Source organism: Roseateles sp. GW823-FHT07B05, from assembly GCF_058794515.1.
This window is the reverse complement of sequence record NZ_JBXAGX010000010.1, coordinates 116862-139888: the sequence shown is the minus strand read 5'-3', so window position 1 is coordinate 139888 and position 23027 is coordinate 116862. Positions and strand designations below refer to the sequence as shown.

18 protein-coding genes, 1 tRNA gene and 2 pseudogenes are annotated in these 23027 nt (G+C 63.5%); 13 read left to right on the top strand and 8 right to left on the bottom strand.

Annotated features, from left to right (window positions below; translation table 11 throughout):
• The first annotated feature begins 1 nt into the window (after position 1).
• Together cyoE and AC1Q7O_RS20335 are read left to right on the top strand one after the other, a co-directional pair.
• Positions 2–907 (top strand): heme o synthase, encoded by a 906-nt coding sequence (gene cyoE / locus AC1Q7O_RS20340; RefSeq protein ID WP_492657711.1) that lies wholly within the window; start codon positions 2–4, stop codon positions 905–907.
• On the top strand, positions 904–1512 hold the full coding sequence (locus tag AC1Q7O_RS20335; RefSeq protein ID WP_492657710.1) for an SCO family protein: 609 nt from the start codon (positions 904–906) through the stop codon (positions 1510–1512). Before cyoE ends, AC1Q7O_RS20335 begins: the two co-directional genes overlap by 4 nt.
• A 266-nt stretch (positions 1513–1778) precedes the next feature.
• On the opposite strand, the gene AC1Q7O_RS20330 is transcribed toward AC1Q7O_RS20335, so the two are convergent.
• Positions 1779–3101 carry a type II toxin-antitoxin system HipA family toxin gene (locus AC1Q7O_RS20330; protein ID WP_492657709.1) on the bottom strand — a complete coding sequence of 441 codons (1323 nt, stop codon included), beginning with the start codon at positions 3099–3101 and terminating at the stop codon, positions 1779–1781.
• Positions 3102–3113: 12 nt separating this feature from the next.
• Positions 3114–3398: a helix-turn-helix domain-containing protein gene (locus AC1Q7O_RS20325; RefSeq protein WP_492657708.1), complete on the bottom strand. Its 285-nt coding sequence runs from the start codon at positions 3396–3398 to the stop codon at positions 3114–3116.
• A 1294-nt stretch (positions 3399–4692) separates the two neighbouring features.
• Between AC1Q7O_RS20325 and AC1Q7O_RS20320 the strand changes: the two genes are divergently transcribed.
• The 9 genes and pseudogenes from AC1Q7O_RS20320 to AC1Q7O_RS20280 all read left to right on the top strand — a co-directional run.
• Positions 4693–5574: a hypothetical protein gene (locus AC1Q7O_RS20320; protein ID WP_492657707.1), complete on the top strand. Its 882-nt coding sequence runs from the start codon at positions 4693–4695 to the stop codon at positions 5572–5574.
• A 408-nt stretch (positions 5575–5982) separates the two neighbouring features.
• A complete protein-coding gene (locus tag AC1Q7O_RS20315; RefSeq protein ID WP_492657706.1) occupies positions 5983–7728 on the top strand; it encodes a hypothetical protein in 1746 nt (581 codons plus the stop codon).
• Positions 7718–8143, top strand: coding sequence for a hypothetical protein (locus AC1Q7O_RS20310; protein WP_492657705.1), 426 nt, complete (start codon positions 7718–7720; stop codon positions 8141–8143). The genes AC1Q7O_RS20315 and AC1Q7O_RS20310 overlap by 11 nt, the downstream gene beginning before the upstream one ends.
• Before the next feature lie 164 nt (positions 8144–8307).
• Positions 8308–9075, top strand: coding sequence for a glycosyltransferase family 92 protein (locus AC1Q7O_RS20305; RefSeq protein WP_492657704.1), 768 nt, complete (start codon positions 8308–8310; stop codon positions 9073–9075).
• 120 nt (positions 9076–9195) lie between these two features.
• Positions 9196–10143: a hypothetical protein gene (locus AC1Q7O_RS20300; RefSeq protein WP_492657703.1), complete on the top strand. Its 948-nt coding sequence runs from the start codon at positions 9196–9198 to the stop codon at positions 10141–10143.
• Positions 10128–10811, top strand: coding sequence for a glycosyltransferase domain-containing protein (locus tag AC1Q7O_RS20295; RefSeq protein WP_492657702.1), 684 nt, complete (start codon positions 10128–10130; stop codon positions 10809–10811). Before AC1Q7O_RS20300 ends, AC1Q7O_RS20295 begins: the two co-directional genes overlap by 16 nt.
• An 829-nt stretch (positions 10812–11640) precedes the next feature.
• A pseudogene (locus AC1Q7O_RS20290) lies at positions 11641–11952 on the top strand (DUF1153 domain-containing protein); the annotation flags it as partial.
• A 107-nt stretch (positions 11953–12059) separates the two neighbouring features.
• Positions 12060–12314: a hypothetical protein gene (locus AC1Q7O_RS20285; protein WP_348713561.1), complete on the top strand. Its 255-nt coding sequence runs from the start codon at positions 12060–12062 to the stop codon at positions 12312–12314.
• Positions 12315–12332: 18 nt separating this feature from the next.
• Positions 12333–12773: pseudogene (locus AC1Q7O_RS20280) on the top strand (transposase); the annotation flags it as partial.
• A 310-nt stretch (positions 12774–13083) separates the two neighbouring features.
• Here AC1Q7O_RS20280 and rpoH read toward each other — a convergent pair.
• The 6 genes from rpoH to AC1Q7O_RS20250 all read right to left on the bottom strand — a co-directional run bounded on the left by rpoH (position 13084) and on the right by AC1Q7O_RS20250 (position 21800).
• Positions 13084–14001: an RNA polymerase sigma factor RpoH gene (gene rpoH, locus AC1Q7O_RS20275; protein WP_492657701.1), complete on the bottom strand. Its 918-nt coding sequence runs from the start codon at positions 13999–14001 to the stop codon at positions 13084–13086.
• 155 nt (positions 14002–14156) lie between these two features.
• A complete protein-coding gene (locus AC1Q7O_RS20270; RefSeq protein ID WP_492657700.1) occupies positions 14157–14660 on the bottom strand; it encodes a chemotaxis protein CheW in 504 nt (167 codons plus the stop codon).
• Positions 14661–14689: 29 nt separating this feature from the next.
• Entirely contained in the window at positions 14690–17842 is a 3153-nt protein-coding gene (locus tag AC1Q7O_RS20265; protein ID WP_492657699.1) for a CHASE domain-containing protein, read from the bottom strand.
• The gene (locus AC1Q7O_RS20260; protein ID WP_492657698.1) at positions 17839–20406 is read right to left on the bottom strand and encodes an ABC transporter permease; all 2568 of its coding nucleotides are present in this window, start codon (positions 20404–20406) and stop codon (positions 17839–17841) included. The genes AC1Q7O_RS20265 and AC1Q7O_RS20260 overlap by 4 nt, the downstream gene beginning before the upstream one ends.
• Positions 20407–20445: 39 nt before the next feature.
• The gene (locus AC1Q7O_RS20255; protein WP_492657697.1) at positions 20446–21396 is read right to left on the bottom strand and encodes a PA2778 family cysteine peptidase; all 951 of its coding nucleotides are present in this window, start codon (positions 21394–21396) and stop codon (positions 20446–20448) included.
• The gene (locus AC1Q7O_RS20250) at positions 21393–21800 is read right to left on the bottom strand and encodes a PA2779 family protein (RefSeq protein WP_492657696.1); all 408 of its coding nucleotides are present in this window, start codon (positions 21798–21800) and stop codon (positions 21393–21395) included. Before AC1Q7O_RS20250 ends, AC1Q7O_RS20255 begins: the two co-directional genes overlap by 4 nt.
• 155 nt (positions 21801–21955) lie before the next feature.
• On the opposite strand from AC1Q7O_RS20250, the gene AC1Q7O_RS20245 reads away from it, so the two are divergent.
• Together AC1Q7O_RS20245 and AC1Q7O_RS20240 are read left to right on the top strand one after the other, a co-directional pair.
• Positions 21956–22029 (top strand) — tRNA-Gly (locus AC1Q7O_RS20245).
• 83 nt (positions 22030–22112) lie between these two features.
• Positions 22113–22892: a DUF6538 domain-containing protein gene (locus AC1Q7O_RS20240; RefSeq protein WP_492657695.1), complete on the top strand. Its 780-nt coding sequence runs from the start codon at positions 22113–22115 to the stop codon at positions 22890–22892.
• Positions 22893–23027: the final 135 nt, after the last annotated feature.

Sequence of the window (23027 nt, the reverse complement as noted above, 5' to 3'; positions counted from 1 at the left end):
CATGGCTTCCACGTCCACCGCCAGCGCGCCCGCGCACCACCCGCGCTGGCAGCAGTTCTACCAGCTGACCAAGCCGCGTGTCGTCCAGCTCATCGTCTTCTGCGCCGCCATCGGCATGGCACTGGCCGTGCCGGGCCTGCCCGACCTGCCGCAGGCGGTCACCATGCTCGCCGCCATCGCCGGCATCTGGCTGGTGGCCGGCGCGGCCGCCGCGTTCAACTGCCTCATCGAGGACGGCATCGACGCGCGCATGAAGCGCACCGCCTGGCGCGCCACCGCCAAGGGCGAGCTGAGCCGGCCGCAGACGCTGGCGTTCTCGGCGCTGCTGTGCGGCGCCGGCATGACGCTGCTGGCCGTCTACGTGAACGTGCTGACCATGTGGCTGACCTTCGCCACCTTCGTCGGTTACGCGATCGTCTACACGGTCATCCTCAAGCCGATGACGCCGCAGAACATCGTCATCGGCGGTGCGTCCGGCGCGATGCCGCCCGTGCTGGGCTGGGCCGCGATGCGCGGCGAGGTGGGCTTCGAGGCCTGGCTGCTGTGCCTCATCATCTTCCTGTGGACGCCGCCGCACTTCTGGGCGCTGGCGCTGTACCGCGCCGAGGACTACGCCCGCGCCGGCCTGCCGATGCTGCCGGTGACGCACGGTAACGACTACACGCGGCTGCAGATCCTGCTCTACACCTGGGTGCTGCTGGCCGCCACGCTGCTGCCGTTCCTGACCGGCATGAGCGGCTGGTTCTACCTGGTCAGCGCCATCGCGCTGGGCCTGGGCTTCTGCGGCTATGCCTTCCGGCTGTGGCGCGAGTATTCGGAGATGCTGGCGCGGCGGACCTTCTGGTTCTCCATCTGGCACCTGTCGCTGCTGTTCGCGGCGCTGCTGATCGACCACTACATCCCATGAACACACGTCGTCTCGCCATCGCCGCGCTGGCCGCGCTCGCCCTGGCCGGCTGCCAGCCCTCCGGCCCCGACAAACCCGCCTTCAAGGGCGTGGACCTGACCGGCGTCGACTACGCCAGGCAACTGAACCTGACGGACCAGGACGGCCGTGCCCGCTCGCTGGCCGACTTCAAGGGCAAGGTCGTCGTGGTGTTCTTCGGCTACACGCAGTGCCCCGACGTGTGCCCGACGACGATGGCCGAGGTGGCCGAGGTCAAGAAGTCGCTGGGCGCGGACGGCGACAAGGTGCAGGGTGTCTTCGTCACCGTGGACCCCGACCGCGACACCGCCCAGCTGCTGAAGGCCTACATCACCGCCTTCGACCCCAGCTTTGTCGCGCTGCGCGGCAGCGAGGAGCAGACCAAGGCCGCGGTCAAGGAATTCCGCGCGTTCTACGCCAAGTCGCCCGGCAAGACGCCGGAGAGCTACATGGTGGACCACACCGCCGCGAGCTTCGTCTTCGACACCGAAGGCCGCGTGCGCGTCTACGTCCGCTACGGCGCCGGCGCCGAGCCGCTGGCGCACGACATCAAGCTGCTGCTTGCCGAGGCCCAGAGCCGCAAATGACAGGGCCCTGCTCGGGCAAGTCGTTCAAGTGAAGTGGTCGGGCGCGTGCGAGTGCGCGGCTCTCCACATGGCGCTTCTCTAGTCTGGCCTGCCGCACCACGCCGAGTTCCGCGCGAGTCGGATGGAATCCGGATCACCGCTTGCGGACCGCCGGCTGAGTCAGATTCCGCATGCCCGCGCCGTAGACCGGCGCAAGTTGGAAGTCGGCGGTGATGCACCGGTGTATGCGCGACATGCCGCCAGGGGGGGGCGGGGCCAAGAGACGGCTAACGCTTGCCCAGCAGAGGCGAGCGGCCGATCTTCTCGACCTTCGCGGCGTTAATGGGCTGTAGGCCAGAGAACCTGGCTGCTGCGATGGCCCCGTCCAGCGACGGCAGGCTCCAGGTTCTTTGAAGGCGCAAGCTATTCATCCCGGCATTCCAGGCGTGCAGCATGCGCTTACCCGTCTCATGGAACGCTGGGTGCTGCCTTGTGGCCGCGATGACTTGAGGCGTGACCTGGACGATGGCCTCGCAGATGCGCTCGACGCGCTCACGTGTCTGCGCCGGCATCACGTTGCACCTGGCCTGCAGAAACCGCTCCAGGGCTTTACCAGGCATCCACGTGCTGCGTCCGTCGACAGACATGCCCGGCGGGCTCTTCGCGTAGTCGTCGTAGACCGTGATGGTCAGCATGTCGTAGACGGGTGCAAGCTCGATGTGGTCGCGGGAGCTGTAGAGCAGCGCGATGTTCTTGGTGTGGCAGTCGGCATTGCGTAGCGCGTAGGTCAGCAGCAGCAGGTCTGCAAGGCGCGAGAGCGCCGCGTTTCTCTGCTCTACCTGAGGCGTGACGTCCTTGATGCGCCCGACAACGCGCTCCCAGGTCGACTCGTACTTCTGTTCCGGCCGCAACGTGAGCAAGCTGCACAAGTCTTCCATGCCTTTGCGTGTCGTGCCGTCATCTTCGAAGTCGAACCGATGCACCACGAGAGCTTGTCCGTCGTCGGAGACCTCGGTCATCGCCGTCGGAAACCCCGCCTGGCGCGAAACTTCCATGCACAGATGCTCATTGAGGGCCACGCCGGGTAGCCGTGCTGTCGTGCCCTTGATGATGTAGCGCTCTGTGGCCAGGGTGCCCTTGGTGTATTCGCCGAATGTATTCGGCGATAAGAACTTCGGAACGACACCGGACACGCCGGACGCCGCATGGCGGCGCACAAGGTCAACAAACGCCTCTTCCGAGTTGTCGCCCCGCAGGATGCCGCCCAGGTCGAATGGCGCTGGCGGCTGCGTTGGGTCTGCATCGGGTGTGGCCACCTTGACTCGCCCAATGGCGTTTCGACCCACGACGGAGAGCAGGTTCAGGGGCGACGCGCCGACGTGTGGTCCAAGCTGCTCTTGAAGGATGGAGAGCAGAAATCCTTCAGGCAGATTCATCCGGAACAGCGGATGCAGTTCCGGATAGGCATAGGACTCCGTGCGCACGGGCATGAGCAGGGAGACGAACTGCTCAGGCTGTACGTCCGGGTGGTACGTCATCACGTGGCGGAAACCGTCCGTCGACTCCAGCGTGGCGACAGCTTGGTTGTGGACGTAGACGTGTAGCTTCATCGTTGGGGGCGTTCAGCGGTGTTCGTCTCGCTTCGGTTCCTGAGCCTGCCTTTGCCGCTCAGCCAGCGCATCGTCGAGGGTGAAGCTGCCGCTCTTGGGCGTGAACGACAGCTCGTGGCCGAGGGCCTCCAACAGGCGGAGCAACTTGCGCGAACCGAACTCCGCGACACCGCCCGTTTCGAAGCGGGCGAGAGTCGACTGCCCCAGGCCGCAAAAAGCTGCGAGTTGCTTCTGGGTCATCCCGCGTTCCTGCCTGAGCTGAGCCACCGCTCTGCCGAGGGAATAGAGGTTGTCCATATGCTGTATTTGCTATCAATGTAGGCAAGAAATTGGCTCTCAATTTGGGTAGGAGTCGATTTCCGACTGATTGAATATAGCAAATACAGCATCTTCTCTCGGCCGACGAAGGGGTTGGTTGTCGTATTTGCTATGAAGGTCTGCGCCAGTTCATCAACTGCATCTTGGGAGACGGCCTCTTCTCAGTCCAACTTATAGCAAATACAGCATCATTGCGGTTGCGGACGCTGCAGGGCATCGTGTCGGCATGTGCCTGCGTCGCCCTAGGCGCGACGAGATGTGCGAACGACGTCGTGATGGCTTACGCCATCACGACAGGGGCACCAGGGGGGGAATTTGCCTGTCGATTGGTGGAGGAATTCGGGTGTCGTTCAGGGTCGGGGCGGGCTGGAATGGCGCCAGGAGGATCCTGACCGGCTGTTCCTGACCAAGCTGGGCGAGCCCACCCAGATCATCGTGCGGGGCGCCCCGGTGCCGCCGCCGCCGCGGCGCACGTGACGCGCACGCCTGGCGGCCATCCGGAGGGCTGCAGCCCAGCCTCCCAGGGCAGAAAGCTATTTTGAAGGAGCGAGTCGCCGGACGTCAGTGCCATGGCGTGCTAAATCGCCTGGGGCGTAGCCGGCGTGGGCGTAGCGTTCTTTTGCAAGTTGATCAGCATGTCGATGACCAGCAACTCTAGTGTGCCCGCAGGCATCTCAAGATCTCCCAGCCCACGAGGATCGAATGCCTGCCGCGGCGGAGCCACTTTTCCGGGATTGGATAACTAAACAATCAAGATTTTGACTGTTTGCGAAGCAAGAGCGATTACCCTTGGCTTCCCATATGGACTCACCTTATTACGCCCGTTAGCATGTAAGCAGCACATAGGTACTTTCTTTCGAGTGCGTACTTAATGCTTTGTCCAACATGCCATCTTGATTGGTATGGTTTGGCGTCAGCAGTATTCCTGTTTGATTACAGCGGAGGTCCTTCATGAAAAAAGCGTGCTCTCTTACAATCGTTGCGGTTAGCCTCGCATTGCATACACCATACACGGCTGCATCTTGCAACTCGTGGGGGCTGCCAGACACCGTGCCAGACTCATGCATCGATTCGATCACTGAGTGCTTTGAGCAGGCCGAGTCGGCTCATGACACGGGTGAGTGGATTTGTGGCTTAGCCGATTTCATTGGTGGGGCGGCACTGTGCGAAAAGATCAATAACGAAATCAAGAAGGCTGCGGATGAGGATTGCTGGACTGGCTATGTAGGATGCGCGCAGGACTCCTGCAGGTGACATCGCGAGAAAGAGGCTGATGGGACGTAAGGTCATCATCTGTAGCGGCGCCTTAGTCGTTGGAGTATCTGCTGCGTATTACGTGCTTTCGAGGGGGGCGGCAGATGGCACGTATGTCGCCGCCGATGCCGGCAATGGTCAACGAATTGAGGTCGCGCGTTGGGGCGGGCAAGATGGAAACAACTTGCTTGCCGCTGAAAACTCGATAAGCACTACGCCAGCCGGGGCAGCAAGCAACATCAGCCGCAAGAATCAGCCTTCGCCACGTCGGGCAGTTGAGATTGCTCAGCAATCTGGATTGCCGAAAGACGCGATAGTTGCTGCGAAGGAAATCCGAAAATGTAGCCTCATCGCAGGATCTACCCAAAAGTTGCTTGAAATGATTGCCGAAAAAGGGACGAAGACGCGTCGGCCTCTATCAGAAATTGTTGGGCCACTTGAGGGCAGAGAGCGAATGTGTCAAGAACTTGACACGAGCATGATCGGGCAATACGAACCCATGCTTAAGAGGGCCATGGAAGGTGGTGAGCGGGGCGCCGCCGCGCTTTGGTGGAGAACACCCGAGGCAAAGGCACTCGACAACGTTGACGGTCAAACGGAAGCTCTCGACCTCCTGAAGCGTGACGCCACGCACTGTGATCGTGGATCACTCGCAGCGTACAAGCTTACCGCCCTTCGGTTTCCCAAAGCATTTGATAGCGCTGAAGTAGCAGCTGTTCATGCGGCATTCGCTCAGCTAGTGAAAGACCGCAAGGCGAAGAATGACAGTTTTGATGAACTGACAAAAAGGTTTCTTCCATTCTACGATGTTAATCGTGGCGTGGACAAAGACGTTCAAGCGGCCAAAACTGCCGAGATTCTGAGTTGGTGCTCGCTTAATTCAGAGCTTCGTAGCCGTTAGTGCAACGTAACCTTTTGGCTCTTTGTCTTTGCCCTCTGAGATTTGCCAAACATGGCGAGGGGGATGTGCCACAGTATTGGCGCCACATCTCGCGTAAGAGCACGTGTGCCTTCAAGAATGCGCGATATTGCGCACCGGTGTCGTGAGCGAGCCTTCGAGGCGTAGTTGGATTGGATTGCCGACGTACAAGGCAATGGTTAAATCCGGGGTGGGCGTTTGCTTTGGGCCCAGAGGCTTGGTTAGTGTCCGATGATTACGATTGGATCTCTGTCTCGAAATCTATCAACCAACACCTGATTTGGCGCATGGCGGTTGCATGCGCATTTCAACAGGGCTAGGCCAACAGCAACAATGCGGCTCCCGGGATGGGATCCTTGGCTTTAGACGAAAAACGCCCTTAGGTCGACAATGAATCTGCATCTTGGCGATTTCCCACAACTGCTGGTTCCTTTTGCAGCATCGCACCTCTCGTCAGCCCGCACGATCTGGATTAATGCGGAATGCCCCGAGCACATTGGGAGCTATGCTTCAGCAAACAATGAACGTTTTGCAAAGAACTTCTCCTACCTCGTGCCAGGCGGGGTCACGTTCGACAAGCTTGCACTCAATGAGAATGATAGTGTAGTTCTTTATGCTGAGCGATACGGCGGAGCCGGCATTGGCGAAAATGGAGGCGGCGCGCGCTGTGGAAACATTGGCGCACTACAGGTAAAAGGCGTTGGCAAAAATGTTCTAGCCGCCTCCCGGGATATCCATCACTCGTACGGTGGGTTTAAGGCGGCTTACGCGATTCACGAGGCAATATATTCAAGCATCCTATCAAAGATACTGCCTATAGGGGTTGCTGAGGTCCACGGAGTCATTTTAACTGGTTCAGAGGCAGCGTATGTAAGCGGCATGGAGCGCGGTTGGGGTGGCCTTCTTGTCCGTGAGCAAAGTCTTCGTCCCGCAAACTTTCTGCGTGCAAGCTTGTTCTCGCCATCATCGGAAGCGGCAAGACATCTGTTGTCTGACGTTGGGCGGGTACGGGGGGCCAATAGGCAATTGATGAGAAGCGCCGGCGACGTTTCGCGCGTCATTCAACTTTTCTGCCGCTTTTTTGCCAATGCCGCTGACCAGTTTGCGTTCGCTCGTCTGGCGGGAATAATGCACGGCGCAGTCTCTCCGTCAAATCAATGCTTAGATGGGCGATGGATAGATCTAACCAATACCTCATTCGTCAATCCAGCTGAAAACTATGCAGGCGGCAACCGGGAATCCGCCGCATTTCACGAGGAAGCGAATGAGCCGATTGGCATTGGCGCGGACCTTATCGCGCAGTTCTCCAAATTCAACTGCCATCAGATTGCGATACAACCGTTCATTGATTACTATCGGAGTTGCCTCAATGACAGACTAATCGCGCATTTGGATTATGTGTGCGGCTTGTCACGAGGTGCCTTTTCGAAAAATCATGGCCATTTGTTTCTCCACTCATTGTCCAAGAAATTATTGAGTGAAGGCTCGGAAGGGCCGGTAATATACGATCGATGGCCTAGCGATCCACCGAAAGACGAACCCATCTTTGAAACCATAGCGAGCCTTTTTGTCGCCGCTTCGTCGGGGGAGGGGGTACAAGTGAATGCTTTACACAAAAGCTCTTTCGCCGAGACGTGGGGCGCGTCGTTTCGCGAGATTCTCCTTGAGAGCAAACTAGCATCCCCAGGATTTGACTCCCACCCCCATCTTTTCTTTATCGCATCGGCAATAGCAGCGGCAAAGCGGCTACTTCTCACCCCGTTCTTTTACAAAGGGCGGCTTGAGAGGCTGGTTTGTCGAATGCTCGAGAATAATCAGATAAATCAATTGGAGAGCTGCATAGGAGAGGTTATTCATGCCTCAAATTGGGTGCTAAGTTTGAAGTCAAGCCGCCACGTAGTCGTGGTCGAACTGCCTAGGCTGATCGTTAACTTCGATGCGGTTGCGGGTGAGTATGTCGCAGTCTTCAATGCTTGCGAGAAGAACATTTTCCGCAGGCCGCAGAGCTTGCTGGAATGGTGCGAAAGCCAGAATCCTCGAACGCTTGAGATTGAGGGGTTTTCGTTTCTTCCATACCTTCGCAGAGTGTTAGGCCTCATCCACAATATGAATATGGTGAGCAATCATGCAAGATGATAGGAAGTGCCTGCTGCTGGACCTTCTTATGTTTCGTTCGATGGCCAATCTCAATACCGAGCCGGAACTATTTCGCATGTTGTGGAACTCCGCCTATCACAGCCAAATACACGTCTTCAAAGACAAGTATGAACGACTTTCTGGGTATGTTGCATGGGCGAATTTTTCCAAGGAAGCTATGCTTCTTATGGTCATGACTCGAAAAATGCCTAGGAATATTGGCGAATGGAATGAGGGTAAATTCCTGTTCGTAGTCGATGTTGTCCTCAAGAAGGGGACTCACCTGAACGTTGCGAGGCTGATTGAGCAGCTTCCAAGAAGCAAGTATGTCGTTTTTCTTAAGAAGGGATTCCTGTATGTTGTAAAACCGCGCGAAGGCCTTCGGCCGGTGCTGAAGCATAGATTTTCACCATGAATAGTTGCATTCTGCTGGGATTGCAGCATGTGCAAATTGTCATTTCTGCGTGGATTGCTGCGACACGGTTTCTGGGTCCTGGATTTGTGTCGGCGCGGCCATCCTAAATTGCCGCCACGATGAACATAGAAATCTGTTCGATTGTTAAGAACGAGGCGCGCTACATGGCCGAATGGCTCGAATATCATTTCGGGCTCGGAGTGGCGCACATAACGCTTTATGACAATGGTAGCGAGGACGATCTCGCGGCTGTCTGTTCACTTTTCGAAAATGTGACTGTCATAGCTTGGCCTGAGCGAGGAAATCAGCAACGAACTGCTTACCAAGACTATTTGCGGCGAACGAAAGGGAAAGCAGTCTGGTCAGCATTCATCGATGCAGACGAGTTCATATTTGATGCCCGCGGCGCGGGATTGCTGCCGTTCCTGGCAAGCTTAGACCCGGACATTGGTGGATTGGAAATGCCCTGGATCATATTTGACTCGAATGATCATAGGGTGCGCCCACAAGGATTGGTCATCGAGAACTACACACGCTGCCACCTAGTCGCACCTCAGAGGAACGTCAAGACGCTTTGCCGCCCCGAAGCGATAAACGAGGACGATATTAAGTGCCCGCACCGCTTTTCCTACCGCGAAGGATTTCGTGCTGTAGAAGCCGCGTTAGATGAAATCCCGCTGTTTCACTACATGCTAAAAAGCGGCGAGGATGTTTGGCACAAGGTGACGCGCGGTGACGTTTGGTCGCAAGAGACGGAGCGGAAACGCTTGGCGAATGTGGAGCGCGCTGTACAGTCGATTTTGGACAAGTACGATAAAGGGGATGTGCTAGACAATCGCATGTTGCGCTTTGCGCCATACTTGAAGGCGAAATTGAAGGCAAGGGGGGGGGATGGGTCGAGTGATCCGAGCGAGTATGTCGATGGCGCCTAGCCCTTCCATTATCATCGACTGCTTAAGCTGAGGCTTGCCCCCCTAAGTAGAGTTAGCGCTACGAGCGATGTGCTGCGCTGCATACTCATGATGACGTTGCCGACTATCTATTTTGGCCCCATGACTTCCCAGCCTTCCTGGGCATGGGTCGGCGCCGATATTGCTGCATTTATGCGCACTTGTGTGGACGTCAGATACTTTGAGGAAGTTGCTGACATCGCTGACGGTGCGCTTGTCTTCTGGATTAAATGCCCGCCTAACGTAGCAACGACCGAAGAAGTTAAGAAGAAGAGCCTGAGCATAGTATTCTTCCCTGTTGATGCATTCTTAAATCAATCAGCAATCGCTGAAAGCTCTGAGTTCATCGATTACGCGCGTTTGATTTGTTTGCACTCCCACAGTCTGGCTCCATTTTTTCCGTCCGGCAAAACTGAGTTTGTCGATCATTACAACAAGTATGGTGTAAACCCCGATCGACGGCGCCCCGACAACCGCACGCTGCTGTGGATTGGGGGATTTCAGTATGTGCCATATGTTTTGGCTGCACTTGATAAAATTAGCTGGCCGCATGATCGGATAGTGTTGCTTACTAACCAATATCATGCCCCAGCTAGAATTGCTGCGGACAAGAATGCGCACGCGGTAGGAATTGGGCAACTCGCAAGTAGTATTGCAAGCTATGGCGTTCAGATATCTGATTGGTCTGAAGAAGCGCAGCGGGCTGCCCTTTTGACCTGCGCGGCCGCCTTTGATGTTAAATACACAGAATGTTTTAACCAACTGCACAAGCCACCTACCAAGCTACAGAAATACCTGATGTCTGGTATTCCATGTGCAATAAACAAAGATTTCCCTGCGGCTGGCCAAGTTAATGGAGTTATGGATATTCGGCGGATTGACATAAGTTCGCCGCCGACGCTTGTAAGAAGGCAGGACTGGGCATATCGCAAGCTTCTTGCTAGGCGTCTGAGCATTGACGTGGTCGCGCAGCACTACTTGCGGTTTGCTCAGACGGCGCTTGGACTCCGCAGCGATAAACCGATGCAGTTCCCATGTTTGGTTTACTAGGAAGTCTTAGCTTGATAACCGTCTACACATGCTGCACCAACGGTCGGGACGTCTTGCGCACTGATCAATGTACCGATAGCGCTGTCTTCGTTGCCTATGTAGACCATGCTGTGCCATCGAACGGGATATGGCAATATAGGCCTGCCTCAAAGCAGTCGGAATCTCCAAGAAGAAATGCTCGTAGGCACAAGATTCTTAGTCATCATTTTACAGAGTCTTCCTACTCCATTTGGATGGACGCAAACGTGTCGCTGAGGGTGCCCGCTAGAAAATTGATCAATGAATATTTGAAATCGGCAGATTTGGCCGTATTTAGGCACAGAGCCAGAATCTGCACATACGACGAGGCGAGGCGATGTCTGGAATTGAGAGTTGACTCTCCCGAGTTAATCTCAGAGCAAATGCGCAAATACAGAGCGGATGGCTTGCCAGCCAACTATGGTCTTGCGGAAACCTCGGTGGTAATTCGTAGGCACAGCGATGCCGTTAGGGAGTTCAACATGAAATGGTGGGCTGAGGTTTGTCAGCACTCCGTGAGAGATCAGCTCAGCTTTATGCAGGTGGCCCGGTCCACAAACATAGCAGTTCAGTACATCACTCCCACTAAGTATGACAATCCATTTTTTTCAATTTTTAACCGGCCGGCTGGGAAAGAGATGGTCGGTTAAATTTCTCAAAGTTTGAGAGCTGCTCTTGGTTGGGCAGCAGGGCTACATTCTGGGTGGGCTAGCATCGTTGATTTGTCGTCGGCACTTTCGCGGACCGGGTGCATGAGGCCAGTTTGAGTGATCTGCCAGGAAGTGTCGAGGAGACAGTTCTTGAAGGACGGAGACTTTTATTCTCTGCAGAGATGCTGCTGAAGCCCGTCAGAGTAAAGTATGACAGGTAGCTGCGAGGGGTGGTCATTTACTTGGTTGAGTTGATTTAAAGCCAGATAACTTCCTTGGCCTCTAATTGCTCAGTTAAAGATCAGAAAACTTGAGTTTCATGAGAGGGTGGACCAATTATGGGTTTGACTATTTCTGTGATTGCTGTCCTTTTTGCAGTGGCCTTGGTAAACATTGTCGTGTTTTGGGTTCTGCTTTCTGCAGTGAAGACAGTTTTTCGGATTGAGAAGAGCACCATCCGCATGGATGTAGGGCTGCATGCTCTTCACGAAGAGTTGCGAGAAGTTAAGCAAGAGTTGCTCAGCTCCAAGCGCTAAGTTGTTTAGATGTCGAGTGCAACTGAGGGCGATGATGAGAGGCAAGGCAAACTATGGGAAATCACCATGATTTGAAGCGCTCAATCACAGGGGCGAGCTTCGACGGTGGTACTTGATGGTGTATGAATTGCCCCGGTGTTGCCTACGCCGTTGTCGTTCTTGCCCAGGAAGGGCTCGACGATGAGATCGGCAACCCGCCAGCGCCGATCGACCTCGCCTGCTGGATCTCCTGGGCGGTCATGTATTGACCCAGTGAAAACCTGCTCAGGTGTTACCTTTGAAAGGAAGACACCGTGAGTACGTTGATGGACGAAGAGATCAAGCGCTGGACGGCCAAGCGCAAGACGGCGTTGGTGCTGGAGATCATCCAGGGCAAGACCAGCGTGTCGGAGGCGAGCAGGACATATGAGCTGCCGCCGTCGGAGATCGAGAGCTGGATGGAAGACGGCCGCCGAGGCGTGGAGAACGCCTTGAAAGCCAACCCGCAGGATGTGCGCGAGCAGTACGAGCGCCAGCTCAAGGAACTGCAGGAGGCGTACGGCGAAGCGATGCTGGAGCTGCGCGCCAGAAAAAAATTGCAGTCCCTGCTGGGAGAGGACGAGAAGCGATCGAGACGATCCGCCAGGGACTGCAAGCCGACGGCATCACCGTCTCGATCAGCAAACTGTGCAAGTGGTTCGAGGTGCCCAGGCGCACGGTGTACTACCGGCCCGTGAAGGCAGCCCCGTCGCTGCAGGAGCGCTTGGTCACGCCCATCAAGGCCATGATCGAAGAGAACCCGTCGTTCGGCTACCGGACGGTGGCGCACCTGCTGGGGTTCAACAAGAACACGGTGCAGCGCGTCTTCCAGCTCAAGGGCTGGCAGGTGCGCAAGCGGCCTGTGGGCTTCAGGCCTCGGATCCAGTCGCTGCCGTCGGTGGCCAAGGCACCCAATGAGCGCTGGGCGACCGACATGTGCCGGGTCTGAGCGGGGCGCGACAGTTGGACGACGCTGGCGCTGGTGATCGACCGCCACAGCCGCGAGTTGCTGGGCTGGCATCTGTCGCGCAGCGGCCGATCCAAGACGGCCGAGTCGGCACTGGAGCAGGCGCTGATCGCGCGGTTCGGCACGCTGGGCCGCGTGCCGGCGCCGTTCCTGCTGCGCTCGGACAACGGCCTGGTCTTCACCAGCCGCAGCTTCACGGCGCTCGTCAGGAGCTACGGGCTGCAGCAGGAGTTCATCACGCCGCACAGCCCCGAGCAGAACGGGCTGGTCGAGCGGGTCATTCGTACGCTCAAGGAGCAGTGCGTGCATCGCCACCGCTTCGAGTCCTTGCAGCACGCCAGCCGCCTGATCGGCGACTGGATCCACTTCTACAACCATCGGCGCCCGCACCAGGCGCTGAACATGAAGCCCCCCGCTGAGGCATTTGCATTAGCGGCCTGACCTGTGCAGGTTCTGCTGGGTCAATACAGCAGAGCAGCAACGGCAACTGCCGGCCCTCGATGGTCAGGAGTTTGCTTCCGACCCCACCTTCAACCTGGCCGCGGGTTTGCGGAGCGGGCACGCCGAAGTTGGCGCAGCCGACGGTCTTGCAGTGATTGACCTGAATTCCGGCCGATTCAGGTGGGACCCGGGGGTGGCGTGGAGAAGCAGACAAAAGATGAGCCCCTGCTGGGAGGGGCTCATCCTAGGACTTCAACACTTAAGTTGAACGCCTCGCCCGCGAGGGGCCTTTTTGCTGGGGCGGCGCCGGTCAGGCGGCTTCCGTCAGCGCCTTCTTCATCTTCTTCATCGCCGCCACCTCGATCTGGCGGATGCGCTCGGCCGATACACCGTACTCGGCGGCCAGCTCGTGCAGCGTCATGCCGCCGGACGTGTCGTCGTTCACCTTCAGCCAGCGCTCCTCGACGATGCGGCGGCTGCGCGGGTCCAGCACATCCAGTGCGCGATGCAGGCCATCGCCGGCCAGGGCGTCGCGCGAGCGGGACTCGATGACGTGCGTCGGCTCGTGCGTCTCGTCGGCCAGGTAGGCGATGGGCGCGAAGGCCTCGCCTTCGTCGTCGGTCTGCGGCTCCAGCGCCACGTCGCCGCCCGACATCCGGGTCTCCATCTCCAGCACTTCCTCGCGCTTCACGTTCAGCGTGCTGGCCACGTGGGCGACCTCGGCCTCCGTCAGCGTGTTGCGGTGCGTCTGGCCGTCGGCCTGGTCGGCCTTCAGCTGATGCTTCATCGAGCGCAGGTTGAAGAACAGCTTGCGCTGGGCCTTGGTCGTCGCGACCTTGACCATGCGCCAGTTCTTCAGGATGTACTCGTGGATCTCGGCCTTGATCCAGTGCATCGCGTAGCTCACCAGGCGCACGCCCTGGTCGGGGTCGAAGCGCTTGACGGCCTTCATCAGGCCCACGTTGCCTTCCTGGATCAGGTCACCCTGGGGCAGGCCGTAGCCGACGTACTGGCGCGAGATGGACACCACCAGGCGCAGGTGCGACAGCACCAGGCGGCCGGCAGCCTCCACGTCGCCCTTGTCGCGCAGGCTGCGTGCGGCGGAGGATTCCTCCTCGGCCGTCAGCAGCGGCAGGCGGTTGACGGCGGAGATGTACGCGTCCAGATTGCCCAGCGAGGGCACCATGGCCCAGGGACTGCGAACGGCAATGGCGGAAGAAGCAGACATCGTCTTGATCCTTACTGAACCGCCACGAGATGCAGCGGTGAGATGGATATTAGCACTCTGCTTTGTTGAGTGCTAAGGATCGGATGGCTGTTCCTGGAATGCAGTGTTGCTGAGGCTTGAACAGTGGGCGGCCGCTAACTTGGCGCGGCCGCGGTTCAGTCGACCAGGCCGAAATCGGGGCTTTTGATCATCGCCTCGATGTCCAGCAGGATCAGCATGCGTTCGCCGAGCTTGCCCAGGCCGGTGATGAAGCGGGAGTCCATCGCCGCGGGCACTTCGGGGCGGGGCTTGATCTCGTCGTCGCTCAGTTCCAGCACGTCGGACACCGAGTCCACGACGACGCCGACGATCCGGCCGGCCACGTTCAGCACGATGACGACCGTGAAGGCGTTGTACTCGCCGGCCTGGCCCAGGCGGATGCGCAGGTCCAGGATGGGCACGATGACGCCGCGCAGATTGACGACGCCCTTGACGAAGGACGGCGCGTTGGCGACCCGGGTGGGGGCCTCGTAGGAGCGGATTTCCTGCACACGCAGGATGTCCAGGCCGTATTCCTCCTCGCCGATGCGGAAGGTCAGGAACTGGCGGCCATCGGTGCGGGCCAGGGCCTGCACGGCCTGGGCACCGGAAGTAGCAGGAACGAGGTCGGTGGAGCTCATCGGTACGGTGCGGGGTGGATCTCAGCCGCTCATTCTGCCCGCTCCGGCTGGGCGGGCGATGCCAACAATTCGTCAACCAGCGCCAGCAGTTCGCGCACATCCAGCGGCTTGGTCAGGTAGTGGCGGGCGCCGGCCTGGCGGGCCAGCTCGATCTGCTCGGGCTGGGCGTTGGCCGACACGACGATGACCGGCAGCGCCGCGGCGCCCGGCGCCTGCAGCTGGCGCAGCAGCGCCAGGCCGTCGCCGTCGGGCAGCTGCCAGTCCAGCAGCAGCAGCGCCGGCGGGCGCTCGCGCAGCGCGCGCAGGCCGGCCTCCACGGTGGAGGCGACCTCCAGCTCCAGCCCCGGGCGCTGCTCCAGGATGCCGCGCATGACGTCGGCGTTCAGCGGGTTGTCTTCCACGTACAGCAGCCGCCGGTGCGGGCCGGCCTGCGGCTGGGCCGGCCCCTGCGGGCCGGACTCGGCCGTGGCCGGCGCGGCTGCGGCGGCGGGCAGGCGCAGCACGAAGCAGGCACCCGGGCCTTCGACGGCCTCGGCGCGCAGGCTGCCGCCCATCATTTCGGCCAGGCGCTGGCTGATGACCAGGCCGATGCCCGTGCCCGGCAGCCCGCTGCGTTCGCGCCCCAGGCGGTTGAACGGCTGGAAGAGGGCGGCGCGCTGCTCGTCGGTCAGCCCGAGGCCGGTGTCGCGTACGGCCACCTCCACCCAGCCGGGCTCGGGGCAGCGGGCCTCGACGGCGACGCTGCCGCCGGGTTGGTTGTACTTGACGGCGTTGCTGAGCAGGTTGGTCAGCACCTGCGTGACGCGGGTGGCGTCGCCCATCAGCCGCAGCGCGTCTGGGGCCAGGCGCTGGCTGATGGCCAGGCCGCGCTCGGCGGCGCTCTGCTGCACCAGCGCCAGTGCGCGTGCGAGCAGCGGCGGCAGCGCCAGCGGCGCCAGCTCCAGTCGCAGCGAGCCGGCCTCGATGCGCGACAGGTCCAGCGTGTCGTTGATCATCTCCAGCAGATGCCAGCCGGCCTGCGCGATCTGCTGTGCGCGGGTGCGCTGCGCTGGGGGCAGCGGCTCGCCGGCGTCCATCTGCATCAGCTGCGTGAAGCCGAGGATGGCGTTCATCGGCGTGCGCAGCTCGTGGCTCATGCGCGACAGGAACTCGTTCTTGGCCTGGTTGGCCGCCTCGGCGGCCTCGCGGGCGCGGCCCAGCTCCTCGATGCGCAGCTGGTCGGTGATGTCTTCCACGATGCCCACCAGCCGGTGCGGCCGCCCGTCGTTGCCGCGCAGCAGGCTGACCAGCACGCGCGCATGCACGTGGCTGCCGTCGGGCCGCACATAGCGCTTCAGGCGCCGGTAGAACGGCAGCTCGCCGCGCATCAGCCGGCGGCCCAGGCGGATGTCCTCACGGCGGTCGTCGGGATGGGTCACGTCGACGGAGCGCTGGCCGATCAACTGCTCGACCGGGCGGCCCACCAGGCCGCAGAAGTAGGCGTTGACCTCCTGGAAGCCGCCGTTCAGGTCGGTGAAGGCGATGCCGATGGGGGCCGTCTCGAAGATGCTGCGAAAGCGCTGTTCGGTCTGCATCAGCGCGTGCTCGCCCTCGGCGCGGCTGGCGATCTCGCGCTGCAGCGCCGCGGTGCGCTCGCGCACGAGCGCCTCCACGTGCTGCGTGCGGCCCGACATCAGCAGCAGCAGCGCGCCCACCATGGCCGTGGCCAGCAGCCCCACCAGCGCGAACGCCCAGCTGCGCCCCGGCGCGGGCGAGCGGCCCGGCAGGTCGTAGATGCGCACCTCCCACGCGCGGCCGCCGAAGCTCAGTGGCAGCTTCACCAGCGGCAGCGCCGACTCGGCGCCGCGCTCCACCGCCTCGCAGCCGCGCCGGCCGGCCAGGCGCGGGAACGCCACGCCGGGTTGCAGGTCCACGAGGCAGGCGCCCAGGTACTCCGGCCAGTCCGCGGACAGCCGCGACAGCAGCACGTCCGGGCGCAGCGTGGCGAACACGTGGCCGCTGACGCCGGCGGAGCCGCGCTGCAGCGGCTGGTAGATGACGATGCCCACGCCCTCGTTGTCCTGCGACAGCTGGAAGCCGGCCGACGCGACCGCACGGCCCGTGGCGGCCGCCTGCTCCGTGGCGGCTCTTGCCACCGGCACGCTGCGCACGTTGACGCCCAGCGCACCGGCGTTGCGTGACAGCGGCTCGATGAGGCGGATGGCCAGCACGTCCTCGTCGAGCGAGGTGTGCACGTCGCCGGCGCGCGCGCGGTCGCGCACCTGGAAGCCGCCGGGGAAGCGGTCCGCGGCGGCGGCGGCATGGAACTGCTCCACGTCGGCGCGCGGCACCCGCAACGCCAGGCCCAGCGCGATCAGCGGGCTGTCCTCGGTGAGGAAGCCGCGCGTGGCCTGCTCGAACTCGTCGCGCGTGGGCAGCGGCTTCACCTTGACGAGGCCGTGCACGCCCTCCAGCGCCAGCAGCGGCTCGCGCAGCCGCCCGGCCAGCGCCTGCGCCGCATTGGCGGCCTCGCGCGTGAAGTCGGCGCGGTTGCGCTGGCGGTCCCATTCCATCGTGGCGGCCACGCCCAGCCCCACCAGCAGCGTCGTCAGCAGCATGGGCAGGCCCACGCTGAGGCGCCGCGGCACCCAGGCCCGGCGCGGCTGGCCGATCAGCGCCAGCGTGATGGGCGCGGCGATCAGCACGCCCATCAGGTCGCCGGTCCACCAGATCGTCCACACCAGCCCCATCTGCGCCGTGGTGATGACGCCCGCGACCTTCAGCGCCAGCGTCGCGCAGCAGGGGCTGACGACGCCCGCCAGCGCCGCCGCCGCCAGGTAGCCGGCCACCTCGCGCGGCGACGCCAGCAGCAGCGGCTGGCCGCACCAGCGCCGCATCAGCAGCGTGCCGGCGGCAGCCTGCGCGGCCGCGCCGCAACCGATGGCCAGCGCGAGCGGCAGCGCCTGGCTGCCCAGCATCGTCGCCTGCACGACGAACGAGCCCAGCGCGACGGCCGGCAGGTAGCGCAGCCCCAGTACCAGCAGCACGGCCAGCCCCCAGCCGGCCGCCGGGTAGATGGGCGCCAGCTGGTAGGGCGGCAGCACCATCAGCAGGCCCAGCCGGCCCAGCAGGTAGTAGACGGCCGTGATGCCCGCGGTCAGCGCCAGGTAGCGGCCGAGGGCACGGGCGCCTGGCCGGTTCATTCCGCCTGCGCCTCCCGCAGCGTCTGCACCACCGGCCGCTGCAGCACGCCGCGCAGGCTCCACCAGCCGGCGCTCCAGGCCAGCAGCGCGCCGGCCGCGGCGCTCGCCAGCGGCACCCAGGGCTTGAGCTGCCAGTCGAACTCGAACACGAAGCGCGCCAGCAGCGCCGCCAGCACCAGCGCCACCGCGCCGGCCAGGAAGCCGGCCAGCGCGCCCACGCCCAGCAGTTCGGCGCGCTGCACCTGCGCCAGCAGCGACGACGGCGCGCCCAAGGCCCGCATCAGCCCGAACTCGCGCGTGCGCGCCTCGCGCGTACTGCCCACCGCGGCCAGCAGCACCACGAGGCCCGTCGCCAGCGTGAAGCCGAACAGGAACTGCACCGCCTGGATGACCTGGTCCAGCACACCCTGCACCTGGTTGAGCTGGGCGGACACATCGATGACGGTGAGGTTGGGGAACTTGCGCGCCAGCTCGCGGTCCAGCTTCGCCGCCGCGGGCGTGCGGTAGGCGGCGATCTGCGTGGCCGGCAGGTCGGGCAGCTCGGCCGCCTCGAACAGCACGAAGAAGTTCACGCGCATGGACGACCAGTCCACCTTGCGCAGGCTGGTCACGCGGCCCTGCACCGGCTGGCCGGCGATGTCGAACGCCATCTGGTCGCCCAGCTTCAGGTTCAGCGTCTTGGCCAGGCCTTCCTCCACGCTCAGGCCCAGCTCGCCAGGGGCGGCCGAGCCCCAGCGGCCACCGACGATCTGGTTGTGGTCAGGCAGCTCGGCCGTGTGGCTGAGGTTGAACTCGCGCTCGGCCAGGCGCTGGGCGCGGTCGTCGGTGAAGCGCCTGGCCTGCACGGCCTCGCCGTTCAGCGTGGTCAGCCGGCCGCGGATCATGGGATACCAGTCGTACTTCTGCACGCCGGCGCCGGTCAGCATCTGGCGGAAGTCGGCGCCCTGGTCGGGCTGGATGTTGATGACGAAGCGGTCCGGTGCGGCCGCCGGCGTGGCGGCACGCCAGGAGTCGATCAGGTCCGTGCGCAGCAGCACCAGCAGCACCAGCGCCAGCAGGCCGACGGCCAGCGACGACACCTGCATGACGGCGAAGCCCGGCCGCGCCGCCACCTGGCGCGTGGCCAGCAGCAGCCAGCGCGGCACACCGGCGCCGCTGACGTTGGCGGGCACCACGCGGCGCAGCAGCTTCACGGCAGCCCAAGCCAGCAGCGCGAACAGCAGCACCGCGCCCGCGAAGCCGGCGGCCGCGATGGCGCCCAGCGTCAGGTCGCCCGCCAGCACGACGAGGATGGCCGCGAGGCCCGCCACGCCCGCACCCAGCACCAGCAGCGAGCTGGCCTTGGGCGCGCCCAGGTCGCGGCGGATGACGCGCAGCGGCGGCACGGCCGCCAGCTGCAGCACCGGCGGCAGGCCGAAGCCCATCAGCAGCGACAGCCCCAGGCCCAGGCCCAGCAGTGCCGGCCAGACGCTGGGCGCCGGCAGCGCCACGTCGATCAACCCGGCCAGCAGCGACACGAACACCTGGTGCAGCCCCAGGCCCAGCAGCACGCCGACGACGCTGGCGGCCAGCCCGGCTAGCAGGAACTCCAGCCCGTAGGCCCAGGCGATGCGCCGCTGCGGCTGGCCCAGCACGCGCAACATCGCGCAGGCGTCCAGGTGGCGGGCCGCGAAGTCGCGCGCGGCAAGCGCCACGGCCACGGCGGCGAGCAGCGCCGACAGCATCGCCACGAGCCGCAGGAAGCGCGCCGCCCGGTCCAGCGTCTGGCGCATCTCGGGCCTGCCGGACTCCAGCGACTCCAGCCGCAGGCCGCGCAGCTTCTGTGCTTCGATGAGCTTCTCGGACCCGGCCACGAAGCGCTTCACGGCGTCGGCCGTCGCGCCCGGCGCTGGCACCAGCGCGAGCCGGTAGGTGATGCGGCTGGCCGGCTGCACGAGGTGCGTGGCGGCCAGGTCGGCCTCCGCCAGCATCACGCGCGGTGCGAAGTTGATGAAGCCGGCGCCGCGGTCCGGTTCGGTCTCGATGAGGCCGGCCAACTGCAGGCGGCTGTCGCCCAGCAGCAGCCAGTCGCCCAGCTTCAGGCCCAGGCCGTCGGCCACCGCCGGGTCGGCCCAGACGGTGCCGGCCGCCGGTGCAAGGCCCTGGCCCGGCAGGCCCTCGCGCAGCGCGATGCGGCCGCGCAGCGGGTAGCCGCTGCTGACGGCCTTCACCGCCACCAGCCGGCTTTCGCCGCCCTGGGCCTCGTCGGCGCGCGCCATGCTCGGGAAGGCCGCCGTGCGCACCGTGGTGAGCTTCAGCTCGGCCGCCAGGTCGACGATGGCCTGCGGCGTCGGCTGGTCGCTCGCGACGACGGCGTCGCCGCCCAGCAGCTGCGCGGCGTCCCGGCGCAGGCCCTGGTCCAGCCGGTCCGACAGGAAGGCCACCGCGCACAGCGCCGCCACCGCCAGCGCGACGGCCAGCATCAGCAGCCGCAGTTCGCCGGCGCGCCAGTCCCGCAGCAGTTGTCGCCAGGCGACGGCCAGTGTGGCGGGAGGACGTGGGGCGGGTACGGCAGCGGACGTCATGCGGGCGACTGTAGCCGCGCGGGTACCGCCTGACGGTCGTCAGCGGCTCGTGTCGATGGCCGCCAGTGTGGCGTTGGCCGCATCGCGCCACGCGGGTTCGCTGGCGTTGGCTCGCTGCAGGCCCCGCCTGGCCGCGGCCAGCGCGCCGGCGCGGTCGCCCGCGTCCAGCCGCAGCCGCGCGAGGTTGATCCAGGCGACGGCGCTGTCGTGCTGCGTCGCCACGGCCTCGAAGGCGGCGCGTGCGCCGGCCGCATCCCCGGCGGCGGCCCGCGTGTTGCCCAGGCCGATGCCGGCCAGCAGGTTGGCCGGCCAGCGTGCCAGCAGGGCCTGGTAGGCCAGCGCGGCGCGGGCCGGCGGTGCGGCGCGCTCGAAGCCGACGGTGGCGTCCAGCGCATCGGCTTCCAGCGCGGTGGCCGGCAGCTGGTCGGGCGGCAGCACGGCGATGGCCCAGTGCCCGCCGCGCGCCCAGGTGTATTCGAAAGTGCGCAGCGGCAGCACGGCGCGCGCGGTCGTGCCGCTGCGCAGGATGAGCTCGCGCGCGGCCAGGTCGTAGCCCACCACCACGGCGTAGTGCCAGCGCGGGATCAGGTCCAGCCCCAGGTTCTGCAGCACGACGACCGGGTGGCCGGCCGCCACCTCGCGCAGCAGCGAGGGCAGGTCGCGCGGCAGTTTCGTGGCGACGGCGCCCTGGCGCCGCGCGCCTCCCAGCATCTCCAGCTGCAGCGTGCCGGCGCGGGATGGCAGGAAGACGGCGTCGGCCAGCCGGTCCGGGTCGGTGGCCAGGCCGGCGTGAGCCAGCGCGGTGGCCAGCGCGGCCGGGCCGCAGTGGTCCCGCGTCTGCGGGAAGAACGGCACCTCCGTGCGCTCCACGCGCGGGGGCAGGTCTTGCGGCGGGCCGGCCAGCAGCGCGGCCGTCTGCGGCGGCGTGAAGAAGCTGGCGCAGCCGCTCAGCAGCAGCGCGGCCAGCGCCGCCGCGGTTCGGGCGATCAACGCACCGAGCGCGTGAAGGGGAACACCTTGGTCAGGCCCAGGATGTCGGTCACCAGCAGGATGATGAACACCGTGAACAGCACGCCGACGACATCGGCGGCGCCGGCGGGGTCGCGGTCGATCTGCGTGACCATCTGCTGCGCCTCGGCGTCCGTCAGCGCGTCCACGCGGGCGCGCATCTCGTCGGCCGACACGCCGCGGGCCTGCAGCATGGCGGCCAGGTCGGCGCGGTCCAGCGCGGCATGCAGGCGGGCGTGCGCCTCGGAGCGCGTGGCGGCCTGATGGGCGGCCGCAGCCTGCTCGGTGCTGATCAGCGCCGTCGGCGCGGCCTGGGCCATGCCGCTGAAGACGATGGACGAGATGAGCAGCGAGGCGAGGGCGCGGCGGGCGGTGTTCTTGTTCATGGGGGGAGCTCCTGCTTGGGGAGGCGGTTGTGGGTGGCCGGCATGCTAGGGCCTGGACCGGCAGCGGCCCCATGGCCGGGTGCAACAAGTCGTTCTCGCGGCCTTGTCCTACAGCGCGGCCATGCCCGCGGCATCACGTAAACTCCCGGCCCGATGCGGGTGTAGTTCAATGGTAGAACTTCAGCTTCCCAAGCTGACTACGTGGGTTCGATTCCCATCACCCGCTCCACAGTTTCGTAAGTCATTGATTTGACTTGGGCGGTCTCCACAATCCGCCCCGTGCTCGCAGGCCAACTACCAAGGGGTAGTTCCATGGCCGCCAGCCTCAACCTCAAGCGCCGCGCCAGCGGCATTTTTTTCGTTCGTTATCGCGTGCCCGCGCGCCTGCGTGGCTTCTTCGGCCAGGCCGAGATCCTCCACAGCACCGGCGTCACGGACTTGCGCCTGGCCAAGATCGTGGCCGCCGAGCTGACCGCGCGGTGGCATGCACAGCTGCTGACCCTAGACCGCATGGACCCCGCCAAGATCATTGCCGGCTCACTCGAGCTCCTCGGCAATGGGCTGATGCCGCTGGACGCTGCCTGCGGCCTACTCGGTACGGATCGTCGCCTCCTCACGCCAGAGCTCATCAAGCGCCACAGGAAGCTCTACGTCGAAGCCCGGGACTGGGACGGCGGGGTCCTTGAGGACATCGAGCAGCTGTGGCATGGCCGCGATGAGAGCGGCTTGGTGCAAGTCGATGTTTCGGAACATGAACTTCAGTGGCACTGCGTCGCCAAGCGGGAGTCGCGGGAACTGGCGATCCGGATCGACGAGGAGGCGCTTGCCTTAGCCTCATCCACGCCGCCCGTCCAGGTCTGCATGTTCATGTACCCGCCAGTCCGTAACTTCGGCTTCGTGGTGCCTTTGCCCGGGAGGTCATTACAGGCCGCGGACCTTCTCGTCCGCCGGATGGATGTCGAGGTCGTTCGGCTTGCCTTCGAGGCGCTGGTACGGCCGCAGATGGTGGCGCCTGTCGCACCACTTCAAGCCTCGGCGCCCGTCCACGAATCTCCAGTGACCCCTTCCAGCACTGGCCACGCGGCAGCCTAGTACTCCACGATGAAGTTGTCGGAGATGGTAGGCGTCTTCCTCGCGCGCAAGTCGGGCGGCTGGAGGCCCGATACCTCGCGCGAGAACTCGGTCCGGGCCGCGGTTTTCGTCGAACTCGCCGACGATCCGATGCTT